The sequence below is a fragment of the Dehalococcoidia bacterium genome (assembly GCA_035574915.1).
GTDB lineage: Bacteria > Chloroflexota > Dehalococcoidia > DSTF01 > WHTK01 > DATLYJ01.
This window is the reverse complement of the sequence record DATLYJ010000113.1, coordinates 1-12,185: the sequence shown is the minus strand read 5'-3', so window position 1 is coordinate 12,185 and position 12,185 is coordinate 1. Positions and strand designations below refer to the sequence as shown.

Below are 12,185 nucleotides of genomic sequence, written 5' to 3'. Positions count from 1 at the left end.
TTGCTGGGGCTGTCCGTGGCCTTCGGGGCTTTCCTCGCCGGCGTAGCAGTCTCCGAGAGCGAATTCGGATTCCAAACCCTGTCGGAAATCCTGCCGCTCCGCGAAGTCTTCGCCACCGTCTTCTTCGTCGCCATCGGCATGCTCATCGTGCCTCGGGTGCTGCTGGACGAGCCTGTCATAGTCGCCGGCGTTCTCGTGCTGGCTGTCGTCGCGAAGGGAGTCATCACAGCCGGCGTGGTGAAGGCAGTCGGCCTTTCCGGGGTCGAGGCCCTGAAGACGGGAGCGGTCATGGCCCAGGTGGGCGAGTTCTCCTTCGTGATGGTTCGCGCCGGAATCGACGAAGGCTTGATCAGCGGCGATACCTCATCTGCCATCCTCGTGGGCGCCGCGGCGACGATCCTCCTGAGCCCGTTCGCCTTCGCCGCCGCCGACCGCGTGGCGACGCTGTCGCACACGGTACCGGCCCTCAAGGCGCTTCTCGGCGAGGCGACGCGCGCTGTTGGCCTTGACGACCGCAGTCTGCACAGGCACGTCATCATCGGCGGTTACGGGCAGACCGGGAGGGCGCTCGCGCGTTCCCTGGCGGGACGTCGCCTGCCTTTCGTGGTGGTCGACTCCAACCCTTACCTGATCGATGAGGCGCGGCGGCAGGACGTCCCCTTCATTTACGGCGACGTCACCAGCCCGGAAATACTAGAGCTGGCGAACGTGCGCGACGCGCGCGTGCTCGCCCTGACCTTTCCCGGGGACGAATCGAGGGTGGCGGTGATCAACGCGCGAAACGTAAACCCGAACATTGACATCGTCGCGCGCGGCTCCGGCTTCGAGACTCAGGAGATGTTGCGCCAACTCGGAGTATCCGAGGTCGTCGACCCTGAGTTCGAGGCCGGGCTTGAGTTCGTGCGCCACGTCCTGCACCGTTTTGGCGTCGACTCCAGGGAGATCACGGCCCTGCAGAGCCGCCGCCGCGGCGAACATTACAGCCGGGAGCAATCATGAGCGAACGCGACGACGACGAAGCCGAGGACGACGACGACCCTAACGACCCCTGGCACCGTGACTTCGACCTCTCCGAGGCTGGCGGCCCCGCGTATCACTATGAGGTGTCGCCGAAGCCGTGGTATCTGCGCCGCTGGTTTCTCTTGCTCGTCGCCGTCCTCGTGGTCGCCAGCCTGGTGCTACCCTTGATTCCCCGTTGAGCCCGCCGCGCGGCCCTCGCCGCCGGCGCTCCCGAACCCCGCCTCCCGCGCCCGCACGATCGCCTCCGGCCGTCCCGCTACCTGGAGCTTGGCGAAGATGTTGCTGATGTGGTTCCGGACCGTCTTCGGGCTTATGACGAGCATTGCCGCGATCTGAGTGTTCGTGTGGCCGCGGGCCATGAGGTCAAGGAGCTCGCGCTCGCGTTCCGTGAGACCCGGGAATGCCTTCGCTGGAAGGCCCCCGCGCCCGCCGCCCAGGTAGTCGAGAATGCGCCTCGCCACTTCGGGTCCGAAAAGCGCTTCGCCGTTCGCCGCGGCCTGAATGGCGCGCAGCAGTTCGGCCTGATCGGCGCCCTTGAGGATGTAGCCTCGCGCCCCGGCTCGCATCGCCGCGAACACCGAGTCGTCGTCCTCGAACATCGTAAGGGCAACTATGGCGATCTGCGGCTCCGCGGCCAGGATGGCCCGCGCCGCCTCGATGCCATTCATCCGCGGCATCTGGATGTCCATCAGCACTACGTCCGGATGCTTGGCCCTAACCCCGGCTACGGCCTCGACACCGTCTGCCGCCGTCCCCACGACTTCGACTTCGGGCGCGGTCGCAAGGAGGGCCTCCAGCCCTTCCCGGAAGAGGGTGTGGTCGTCTGCTATGAACACGCGGACCGTCTTCATGACGATGCCGCCGGTAAGGGTAGCCAGGCTGCTACCAGGGTCCCGCCGTCCCGGCCCCGGCCCACCCTTAACGTGCCCCCCAACTCCGAGGCGCGCTCGCGCATCGACTTCAGGCCGACGCCGCCCGCGACCTCCGCGGCGATACCAGCGCCGTCGTCCTCCACCTCCAGAATGAGGCCGTCATCGATGGCCACACGCACGGTGCAACTTTGCGCACCGGCATGCCGCATCACGTTCGTGATTGCTTCCACGACGATCCTGTAGGCTGCCACCTCGACAGCGGCGGGAAGGGCGGGCAGGCAGTCAGGCGTCAGGAAGCGTACAGCCGGCCCGCCCTCCCCCGCGCCGACGCTGCGCGACGCGTGCTCGCGAAGGGCGGAGAGCAGGCCCAGCTCATCGAGCGCAGGCGGCCGCAGGTCATAGACGGCCCGTCTGACGTCAGCGAGGGCCTCCTGGGTCTGCCCCTTGAGCTCGCCGAGGAGCCGCGCAACGGCGGCCGGATCCCGAGTGAGGAGGTTCGTGGCCGCCTCCAGCTTCAGCATGAGGCTCGCCAGACGAGGGCCAAGGCCATCGTGGAGGTCGCGTCGCAGGCGGCGCCGCTCTTCCTCGCGCGCGGAGACGAGCCTTTCGCGGGACAACGTCAGGTCCTGGCTGAGGCGGACCGAGTGGGCCGCGGCCCCAACCGTGCGCGAGAGGCCTTCGAGGAGGCGGCGCTCGGAGGACGGGAAGGACTCGCCCGGTCCGCGCGCTGCCAACCTCATCATCCCGACAGCCTCCCTTTGATAGACCAATGGCAACTCGAGCACGTCGCGGTCGCCCGGCGGGCCGGTCGACCCCGCGGGATGCCGCGCCGCCGCCGCGTGGGGACCATCGAGCGCGATCTCCGTGTAGGAGAGCTTCAGCCCGCTGGCAACGCTCTCGACGATTGTCTCCAGCACGTCCTCCGTGGCCTCGACGGTTTCCAGCCGCTGTCCCAGGGCCGAAACGAGGCCGAAAGGGTCGCCCCGCTGTCCGTATACCAGGCGGTTCGCCAGTCGCTGGAGCAAGTCCCTCGCCGGGTGAAAGAGCACGGCCACCACGCCAGCGCCCGCGACCGAGATGGCGAAGTTCTGCTCGGTGCGGAAGATCCCCGTTAGCGAGGCCACCGCCAGCGCGTAGGCCGCCACCAGCCCTGTGGTTAGCGTGCCGTAAACCAGCGTGCGGTTGAGGATCAGGTCGATGTCATAGAGGTGGTAACGGAATATCGCCACGCCGGTCGCGACCGGGATCGAGGCGAATGCGAGCGTCCCCGCAAGGGCCGCGACTTCGGACCGAGGGAAGAGGAACCCTGGGAAAGGCAAGGTCAGGGCCGTTAGCGCCACGGCGCTCCCCAGCCACTTGAACTGCTGCCGTTCGTCCCCGGCGCTGCTTCGCAGTCTCTGCAGCAGGCTTGCGAGAGCGGCGATGATGCATCCCAGGAGGGCGAAGAGCGCGAGGGCGCCAGCCGCGTCGGTCACTCGCCCCAGGCCTGCGATGCCGACGGGGTTGTTGACGGGGACAGGTGAACCGAAGAGCGGGCCCGGCGCCAGCATAGGCGCGAGCGAACCGAGCACGAGGTTCGCCGCCGCGACGCGCGCGATCAGGCGGTCCTCCCGGCGCAGGCGCCCCTCCGGGAACAGCAGGAGCAGGAATACGCCCCCGAGCGTCACGGCAGTCCACCAGAGCCACGTCGTCAGCCACTGTGCGAGCACCCCGCCCGGCAAGTGCCGCGCCTCCGTCAGGGCATAATCCGCGTACAGCATCGCCAGGATTTCTACCTGGACGGTGAGTCCCGTAGCGATCAGGAGCCAGCCGACAGGGTTAAGGGCGCGCCGGCGGGCGATGAGCGCGCCCACGGCCGCAAAGCCGAACAGGCTGAGGCTTACGGCGGCATCGACGACCGGCGCGCCAAGGGTGCCGGCGTCCCCGGGTCCATCCGGGACAAGGCCGAGAGCCGCCGAGGCGGCGGCACTGACGCCGCTGAGGATGGCCAGCACCGCCGCAAGAGTCCGCACTTCAGCCGGCCCTCAGCACCTGAGAGTCTTCCATTATGGCGATGAGAGCGGCGGCTTGGAACCGCCACTCTCTTCGCGCCGCGCTCGCCAGGCGGCAGCGGCCCTCAGGCGGCGGCCGGCGCTAACCGCGGCGATCCTGCTCGTGGCCGGAGCAGCGACCAAGCGATGGCAAGAGACCAGACCAGGAGTCCCGGAAGGACGATGAACCAGCCGAAGATGCTGATACCGCCGAGGCCAGCGACGATTCCGATCCAGCCGACAGCCTTGTGGAAGAACCCCGACCGCAACGAGACGAGGCCCATGATCAGCAGCCCGATCCCTATCGGCGGTCCGTAGAAGAAGAAGACGTGAAAGGCGAGCACCACGAGAAAGTCGCGACCGATCGCTTCCTGGAGGGGACCGGAAGCGTTGAAGTAATCTTGCGTGTCGACAAGCATCATGCCAGCGAGGCCCGAGACAAGCATGAACACCGCGGCCACGAGCATGAAGGAGCAGGCGACGACCACCCAGGGCCTGTCTTCCTCGCGGGCGGCGTAGAACAGGCCCGGGAAAATCGGTATGAGGAAGACAGCCATAAGGAGGTTCGCGATGTTCGTGGCCGCGAACGCTGCCTCGTTGTCCCTGATGTCCTCCAGCAGCATGCCTATCTCGTCGTCGTCAATGTAGACGTCGACTCCGCTTACTCCGCCCAGCGCAGCGGCGCCAATGAAGGCCGCGGCAAAGAGCAGCGCGGAAAGACCGGACATTCGAAATACGTCAGTCCTCAAAGCAATCACCTCCCCTGATCTGGCGGCCACGCTAACTCTTCTGGCCGCCCGCGCGCATGGGACTCGAGTCCCGATCTGGCGGGAAAGCGCGAGTCCCGGCTGGCGCTCCGCCGGGGAAGCGCGCCTATACTCTTCCGCTGGAGGGAGGCAGGAGTGAACGACGACGGCGCGATCCTGATCACGAATGGGACCCTGATCGATGGCAGTGGCGGGTCGCCGCGCGCCGCCATGTCCGTGCTGGTCGAGCGCGGGCGCATCAGCGCCGTCGCCCCAGCGGCGGAGCTGGGCGGGGCGGCTGCCGCGCGCGTCATCGACGCCTCAGGCAAGTGGCTGATCCCCGGCCTGATCGACATGCACGTCCACGTCATGCTCTCGGGCGGCGAAGATGCCCTCTTCGCCTGGCTCGGCTGCGGCATCACCACCATCCGCGACGTAGGCGGCGCGCCCGACTTCATGCTGCCGCTGCGCGAGGCGGTGGCCTCTGGTGAGAAGACCGGGCCGCGCATCGTAACCTACGGGCCCATGCTCGACGGCTCGCCGCCAATCTTCGGCGGCGGCAGGCGCGGTCCAACGCTGCCCGGCGCGGCGGAACTGACCTGGATCCTGGAGGACGAGTCGGACGTGGACCGCGCTTGCGACGATCTCATCGCGCGCGGCGTGGACGGCTTCAAGCTCTACGCCGGTCTCCGCCCGGACCTGCTCACGGCGTTCATCCGCCGCGTTGACGGCCGCGTGCCTGTGACCGGACACCTGAGCCGCACCTGGGCGTCTGAGGCTATCGAGGCCGGCATCAACTGCCTCGAGCACGTGCACGCCACTGTCTATCAGGACGTCGTGCGGCCGGAGCACCGCCACCCACGAGAGGAGGGCAACGGCTTCATACCCAACTACTGGACCTGGCTCAACACCGGCTGGGCCGAGGCCGACCTGGACGCCGACTACGTCAACCGCTTCGTTGACCTCCTCGTATCGCGCCGCGTCGCCCTGAGCCCCACCACCGTCCTCATCACGGGCGGGATGGCGACGCGCGAGGCCCTGGACGAGCCGGGCTTGAAGTACACCCCGAAAGCCCTTGCCGAGCGCCGGCGACAACAGCAAGAGATGATGCAGCGTATGCGCGAGGAGGCCGAGCGCTCGGGCCGTCCGATGCCGCCAGTGGCCCAGGGCGACCCTGAAGTCGGCGCGCGAGCGCGGGAGAACGAGCTCCGCTTCCTCCGCAAGGTCTACGATGCCGGCGGCATCCTGGTGCCGAGCACCGACACGGGCGCGGCCCCGAACCAGGTGCCTGGCTTCGCCCTGCACCGCGAGCTTGCCCTCTTCTCCGAGGCAGGCATCCCGAACGCGAAGGTCATCGAGATGGCGACCAGCGTCGCCGCCCGCGTCCTCCGCCGCGACCACGACTACGGCACGATATCCCCGGGGAAGCGCGCAGACCTCCTCATCCTCGGCGGCGACCCGATCGCGGACATCGGCAACACCCGCAAAGTGGAGTTGGTCATCAAGGACGGCAGGCCTTACGAGCCCCAGCCATTGCTTGAGCGCGCGGTCGCCGGAGCGTGAAGCGCGTACTACATCCCTTCCCCAGCAGTACGATGGTCGAGGAGGTAGTGCATGCTCCGCACGAGCACGCTGACGTCGCGTGGCTGACAGGAGCCGAGTCGTGAAGGGCCATCTCGTCTACGCTGCCTTCTACGACCTCATCGCGGGGCTCGGCGGACGCCGGCTGCGGGAGTTGAGGCGCTTCGCCGCCGGCGGCGCTTCCGGCCGCGTGCTCGAGATCGGCTGCGGCACCGGGGCCAACTTCCCCTTCTACGACTGGTCCCAGGTCGACTCCCTCGATGCCACGGAACCCGACCCCTTCATGCTGAAGCGCGCGCGGCGCAAGCTCGCCGGACTCCCGGAGGGCAAGGTCACGCTACATGAGGCGCCCGCGGAAGCCCTGCCCTTTCCGGACGAAACCTTCGATACCGCCGTCTCCACCCTCGTCTTCTGCACCGTTGACCAACCGGCGCTCGCCGCCGCCGAGGTCAAGCGCGTCCTCAAGCCCGGGGGATACCTGCGGCTGGTCGAGCACGTCCGCGCCACCGGCCGCTCCGCCGCCTTCCAGGACTTCGTCCAGCCCGTGTACGGCTGGTTCTCCGCCGGCTGCGTGCTCGGCCGCAACACGGAGCTGACCCTTGCTGCCGCCGGCTTCCGGCTGCGCGTCCAGGAACGTCCGTCCTTTGGCCCCTTCGTCCCCGGCCTCGTCGCCCTGGCCCAGCGGCCGCCCGCGTGATTGCGAAAAACGCTTAGTCGCCTTACTCTTTGGGCGTGCAATCGCCGTCCTCAGCCACGACTCTGCGTCCGCCCCTGAAGTGGGCGGGCGGCAAGCGTTGGCTGGTGCCGCGTCTCAGGCCCCTGTGGGAGCCGTATCGAGACCGGCGGCTCGTCGAACCGCTTTGCGGCGGCCTCGCAGTCTCGCTCGGGCTGCTGCCGACGGTCGCCCTCCTGAACGACGTCAACCCCCACAACATCAACTTTTACCGCTGGCTTAAGGCCGGCCTGACCATCGAGATGAAGATGGCAAACGAAGAGACGTGGTACTACCGCTGCCGCCGGCGCTTCAACGGCCTCATCCGCCGCGGGCAGGCGGACTCGCGCGAGGCGGCCGAGCTCTTCTATTACTTGAATCGCACCGGCTACAACGGGCTCTGCCGCTTCAACCGGAACGGGGAGTACAACGTCCCCTTCGGCCGGCATGCGACCATCAACTACGTCCGGGACTTCCGTCACTACAGCAGCGCACTCCAGTGCTGGGAATTCACCACGGGCGACTTCGAGGCGATCGAACTGCGGCCCGACGACTTCGTGTACGCGGACCCGCCCTACGATGTCGAATTCACGCAGTACGCGAAGGAGGGCTTCGGCTGGGATAACCAGGTCCGCCTCGCCGAATGGCTTGCCCGTCACCCGGGTCCTGTCGTGCTCTCGAACCAGGCGACCGAGCGCATCGTCCGCCTCTACCGGGGCCTCGGCTTCGAGCTCGAGTTCGCTCCGGCCCCGCGCATGATCAGCTGCAATGGGGACCGGACCAAGGCCATCGAAGTGATCGCCACGCGCAACCTCCCCGGCCAGGGACGGAGCAACGGCGCCGTCGCACCATCTCCCATGCCTCCAGTAGCGAGAGGCCAGGGGGGTGAGGCTTGATCCGGCGAGACACCGGCACAGGGGCCGTGATGGAGGCAATGGTCCTGCCCGCCCTCGAACGCGGCGGCTACGAGTACTTTCGCCAGGTGGATATCGGCGAGCGGCTGGGCGGCGGCAAGCACGTGGTCGACCTCGTCGCCTACGATCCCGAAGGCGGCGGCTTCCTGATCTCCTTGAAGTGGCAGCAGGTGAGCGGCACGGCGGAGCAGAAGGTCCCCTTCGAAGCGATGTGTCTGGTCCAGGCCGTGCTCTCCGAGCCGGAGCGCTATCGGCGCGCCTACCTCGTACTCGGCGGGCCGAGTTGGAAGCTGCGTGACTTCTACACCGAGGGCGGCCTGCTGCCCTTCATGCGGCACGAAGACCTGGTGCGCATCGTCTCCCTGGAGTCCTTCGTCGCCAGGGCCAACCGCGGGCAGCTCTAAACGCGTCCGGATGGCGCTAGACACCGCCCGTGCCTGGGGCTATGTTGAAGCCGCCAAGAGCCCCGCCTGATTCGCTGGAGGTCAGACTGTGTCGAGCGTAAAGGTCGGCAATGCCGAGATCGTCTCGCTTCTGGACGCGCCCTTTGCCTTCCCCTACAGCGCCGCCTATCCCGGCGTCCCGGCCGACAAGTGGGAGCCCTACAAGGCCATCTACCCGAAGTCCTGGGACAGCAGCGGCAACTGGCAGACCAACGCACAGGCGTTCCTCATCCGCTCCGCCGGGCAGACGATCCTCGTAGATACGGGCGTCGGCCCCGGAGGTATGGGCGGCGGGCCCGGCAAGCTCCTGGAGCAGATGAAGTCGGCGGGGATCGAGCCTGGCTCCATCGACCTGGTGATCCTGACTCACCTGCACGGCGACCACACCGGCTGGGCCGTCCACGAGGGCAAGCCCCTCGCGTCCAAGGCGCGCTACTACGCCCCGGAGGCCGACTGGAACCTGCTGGGGAGCGGCGGCGTCTTCCCGCCGAAAGAGGCCCTCGCGCCCCTGATGGAGGCCGGCAAGCTCGAGCTGGTATCGAGCGAGAAGTCCCTGACGCCTGAGGTCACGATCCTGCCGACGCCCGGCCACACCGCGGGCCACCAGAGCGTAATCCTGGCTTCCGCGGGCCAGCGGGCCATCATCCTCGGCGACCTCTTCAACCACCCGGCCCAGGTGCACGAAACTACCTGGAACGCCGGCTTCGACGCCAACCCGGAGCAGGCGGTCGCCACGCGGTCCCGCATCTTCGACCGGCTGGAGCAGGACGGCAGCGTGGTCGCCGCCGGACACTACCCGCACCCCGGCTTCGGACGCCTCGTCCGCGAAGGCGGCCGCAGGATATTCAAGGAGCTCTAGCCGCGCTGCGCTGCCCTGTGGCGCGAGTTGGCCGCCGCGCCCCTCTGGCGCCCGCGTCTGGTGCCGGTTCTGCGTCGTGCGCCAACGCCACGCCCGGGAGATCGCGGTCACTCCTGCCAACTCCTTCGGCACGGCGCCTGGCCTCCGTGAGCAGGTGGCGTAGGATGTCCTGGTGCAACTCGAGACGGAGCGACTGCTGCTGCGCGAGTTCGTGGATGCCGACTGGGAAGCAGTCGCTGCCTACCAGCAGGAGGAGCGCTACTGGCGCTACTACGAGCGCCCACAGACCGGCGGCGCCGGCCGCCGCGAGCTGGTCCGCGCCTTCGTAGCCCAACAGGCACAGCAGCCGCGGCGCGGCTACCAGCTCGCGATCATCCTCAAGGAGCAGCAGCGGCTGATCGGCAACGCAGGCGTGCGTATCCGGCGGCTCGTCGACTTCGGTTCGCCGGAGGCGTCGTTCGAGGCGGACATCGGCTACGAGCTGGACCCGGCTTACTGGGGCCGAGGCTACGCTACGGAGGCCGCGAGGCGCCTGGTCGAGTTCGCCTTCCGGGACCTGGGAGTGCACCGTCTGTGGGCTTACGTCCTCGTCGAGAACGAACCATCGTGGCGCGTCCTGGAGCGCCTCGGCTTTCGCCGCGAGGGTCACCTGCGCGAGAACGAGTGGATGCAGGGGCGTTACTGGGACACCTACATCTACGGGCTCCTGGCGGGGCAGTGGAAGTAAGGGTTGGTTCACGGGCCCTTCGCCGGAGGTGCGGAGTGCCTGCCGATTTCGTGACGGATCGCCGATTATGGTGGTAGCCTCTGATGCCAGCCGTTAGAATCGGGGGCACACCTGGAGGATGGGATGGGCAGAGAGCAGCTGGCGGCGCTGGCGCGCATTATCGAGGAGCAGCTTAAGCAGGGCACGGACAGCCCGCTCATTGGTACCTGGACGATCCGCTTCGACAAGGAGCGAGGCGTGTTGTACTTCGACAAATGCGAGTTCGGCGACTACTGCGAAGAGCGCCCCGCCGTGATCGCCCTTGACGGGACAGTCGTCGACCGGGGAGGACCCCTGCTGGAGGTCGGCAGTTAGAGTCTGGATGCCAGGCCCCGGCATCAGCCAGGGACCGGACCGCGCAGCCCAGCTTCCAACGTGGGGACTGTGATGTTATCGAAGCAGGAGATCGCGGCAGCGCTGAAGAGACTCGCGGGCACCGAACGCGTCGTGGTGTACGACGTGCACGAGGACGACGCGCCCGAACGCCCTAACCCGGCGACGCCCTTCATCCGCGGCTCGGCGGCCTGGTGGGACTTCATCGAGCGCCGCCGCCAGCTCGACGACGGCCAGAACCTCACTCTCTTGGTGTCTATGCGCGGGCTGCGGACGGACGAGCGACTCCTCGTCGTGAACTGGGGCAGCGCCTTCGCCAACACCTTCCTCCTCCTCGAGCCCTCCGACCCCTGGCTCGACCTCACTTCTCCGGAGGGCATCCGTGAAGTCGTCAGGCAGACCGGGAACGAGACCGACCCCGACCGGCTCGTGCGCGCCGCCTACGCCGACTGGGTCTACTGGTACACGACCGCCGACGGTGAGACCGAGAGCCATCTGGCAACGCTCGATATGTCCGACCCGAATTCGACCCTGTGGGACACGATGTGGCGCAAGCTGCCCCAGACCTTCGAAAAGGCCGACTATCTCTCGTCCCTGACCTTGCTGACTCTGCGCGAGGCCGAGCTCTTCACCGGCGGCCGCGAGGTCGCGCGCGCGGTCATGCCCTTCCTCACCCGCCTGGGCCTGCCCATCCTTTACGATGCCCGCCACGTCATCCAGGGCGTGCGCCAGCTCGTCGATGCGGGACTGGCCTGGGTCCAGGACCCGCTCGACAACTGGCGCGTCTACCAGGGGCCTTCGGAACCGATCCCCGCCGAGATCCCGGACGAGCGGGTCGCCGTGATGGTGCGCTGACCGCGCCAATCCCGCCTCCTGACTCTGGACTCGCTTCGCCATCACGCCGGCCCGGGAAGACCGCTCCGGTATGCTGATTGCGACGAGTGCGTGACGCGTTGCTTGACAGTCAACATCTCAGCGAAGGGTGACAATCATTGGAGGCTCCAGGCTCGCCCGTCCTCACTCGCCGGGCCCTCATTCGCCGGTGCAGGCTCACCTTCGAGAAGCCCGAGGACCTGCTGGTCATGCAGTGGCTGGGCGAGACCGGGCCGTGACGGGCGCGGCCCGGCCGCGACTCCTTATCGCCTCCAACAACGCCGGCAAGGTGGCCGAGTTCCGCGACCTCCTCGCGGACTGTGGCTGGGAGATCGTCGCGCCGCGGGACGTGGGGGTCGAGCTCGATGTACAGGAGACCGGGCACTCATACGAGGACAACGCGCGGCTGAAGGCCAGGGCTTTCGCCCAGGCGTCCGGACTACCGGCGCTCGCTGACGACTCCGGCCTCGAGGTCGATGCCCTCGGCGGCGAGCCCGGACCTCTGCACCACGAGAAGGGCTGGGACGGCGCCAACAACGATGAGCGCATCCAGATCCTCCTCAGGGCGCTGGACGGCCGGTCCGACCGCCGCGCCCGCTTTCGCGCCGTAATCGTTGTCGCCCTTCCCGACGGCCGGGAGTTGGTGGCCGAAGGCGTCTGCGAGGGCGAGATCGCGCTGGCGCCCGTGGGGACGGGCGGCTTCGGCTATGACCCGATCTTCCACCTGCCGCAGCACGGCCGCACAATGGCAGAGCTGACCCCGGCCCAGAAGAACAGCATCAGTCATCGCGCCCGGGCGGCCGAAGCCATCAAGCCTCGGCTAAAGAGTCTTGCCCGGAGCCTGAGAACGCAGGGTGCCGCGCCTAGCCCTCCCCGCCCTCAACTGGGGCCATGACCGTGGCCGTCGCACGACCGGCTGCCTTCTGGGGCAGACGTGCATGCCGGATGAAGCCGGCGGTCAGGGTCGCTATGCCGGCCAGGACGGCGCAGGCCATCGCCAGGACAACATAGCCGTCCACGATCAGGCCGGCGGCGC

General features: G+C 68.0%; 14 protein-coding genes. 11 read left to right on the top strand and 3 right to left on the bottom strand.

All coding sequences use genetic code 11. From position 1 onward, the window contains the following. Both VNN10_10760 and VNN10_10755 read left to right on the top strand, forming a co-directional pair. On the top strand, positions 1–999 hold a 999-nt coding region (locus VNN10_10760; GenBank protein HXH22503.1), incomplete at its 5' end, for an NAD-binding protein. Continuing rightward, positions 996–1,199 carry a hypothetical protein gene (locus tag VNN10_10755; protein ID HXH22502.1) on the top strand — a complete coding sequence of 68 codons (204 nt, stop codon included), beginning with the start codon at positions 996–998 and terminating at the stop codon, positions 1,197–1,199. The genes VNN10_10760 and VNN10_10755, both read left to right, overlap by 4 nt. Here the strand turns inward: VNN10_10755 and VNN10_10750 are convergent. From VNN10_10750 to VNN10_10740, 3 genes are all read right to left on the bottom strand, one after another. Further along, positions 1,179–1,871 carry a response regulator transcription factor gene (locus tag VNN10_10750; GenBank protein ID HXH22501.1) on the bottom strand — a complete coding sequence of 231 codons (693 nt, stop codon included), beginning with the start codon at positions 1,869–1,871 and terminating at the stop codon, positions 1,179–1,181. The genes VNN10_10755 and VNN10_10750 overlap by 21 nt on opposite strands. Continuing rightward, the gene (locus VNN10_10745) at positions 1,868–3,904 is read right to left on the bottom strand and encodes a sensor histidine kinase (GenBank protein HXH22500.1); all 2,037 of its coding nucleotides are present in this window, start codon (positions 3,902–3,904) and stop codon (positions 1,868–1,870) included. The genes VNN10_10750 and VNN10_10745 overlap by 4 nt, the downstream gene beginning before the upstream one ends. A gap of 104 nt (positions 3,905–4,008) precedes the next feature. Further along, positions 4,009–4,671 (bottom strand): DUF4386 family protein, encoded by a 663-nt coding sequence (locus VNN10_10740; protein HXH22499.1) that lies wholly within the window; start codon positions 4,669–4,671, stop codon positions 4,009–4,011. Between the two features lie 153 nt (positions 4,672–4,824). Here VNN10_10740 and VNN10_10735 point away from each other — a divergent pair, with 153 nt between their 5' ends. From VNN10_10735 to rdgB, 9 genes are all read left to right on the top strand, one after another. After that, positions 4,825–6,231: an amidohydrolase family protein gene (locus tag VNN10_10735; GenBank protein HXH22498.1), complete on the top strand. Its 1,407-nt coding sequence runs from the start codon at positions 4,825–4,827 to the stop codon at positions 6,229–6,231. Between the two features lie 79 nt (positions 6,232–6,310). Next, positions 6,311–6,946, top strand: coding sequence for a class I SAM-dependent methyltransferase (locus tag VNN10_10730; GenBank protein ID HXH22497.1), 636 nt, complete (start codon positions 6,311–6,313; stop codon positions 6,944–6,946). Positions 6,947–6,981: 35 nt separating this feature from the next. After that, on the top strand, positions 6,982–7,857 hold the full coding sequence (locus VNN10_10725) for a Dam family site-specific DNA-(adenine-N6)-methyltransferase (GenBank protein ID HXH22496.1): 876 nt from the start codon (positions 6,982–6,984) through the stop codon (positions 7,855–7,857). Next, on the top strand, positions 7,854–8,279 hold the full coding sequence (locus tag VNN10_10720; protein ID HXH22495.1) for a PD-(D/E)XK nuclease superfamily protein: 426 nt from the start codon (positions 7,854–7,856) through the stop codon (positions 8,277–8,279). Before VNN10_10725 ends, VNN10_10720 begins: the two co-directional genes overlap by 4 nt. An 88-nt stretch (positions 8,280–8,367) precedes the next feature. Beyond that, positions 8,368–9,177, top strand: a complete 810-nt coding sequence (locus VNN10_10715) for an MBL fold metallo-hydrolase (GenBank protein ID HXH22494.1) — start codon at positions 8,368–8,370, stop codon at positions 9,175–9,177. Positions 9,178–9,349: 172 nt separating this feature from the next. Continuing rightward, positions 9,350–9,904 carry a GNAT family protein gene (locus VNN10_10710; GenBank protein HXH22493.1) on the top strand — a complete coding sequence of 185 codons (555 nt, stop codon included), beginning with the start codon at positions 9,350–9,352 and terminating at the stop codon, positions 9,902–9,904. Positions 9,905–10,027: 123 nt separating this feature from the next. Further along, positions 10,028–10,258: a hypothetical protein gene (locus VNN10_10705; GenBank protein ID HXH22492.1), complete on the top strand. Its 231-nt coding sequence runs from the start codon at positions 10,028–10,030 to the stop codon at positions 10,256–10,258. A 72-nt stretch (positions 10,259–10,330) separates the two neighbouring features. Next, positions 10,331–11,131 carry a hypothetical protein gene (locus tag VNN10_10700; protein HXH22491.1) on the top strand — a complete coding sequence of 267 codons (801 nt, stop codon included), beginning with the start codon at positions 10,331–10,333 and terminating at the stop codon, positions 11,129–11,131. 232 nt (positions 11,132–11,363) lie between these two features. Further along, positions 11,364–12,044 (top strand): RdgB/HAM1 family non-canonical purine NTP pyrophosphatase, encoded by a 681-nt coding sequence (gene rdgB, locus VNN10_10695; protein ID HXH22490.1) that lies wholly within the window; start codon positions 11,364–11,366, stop codon positions 12,042–12,044. Positions 12,045–12,185 lie beyond the last annotated feature (141 nt).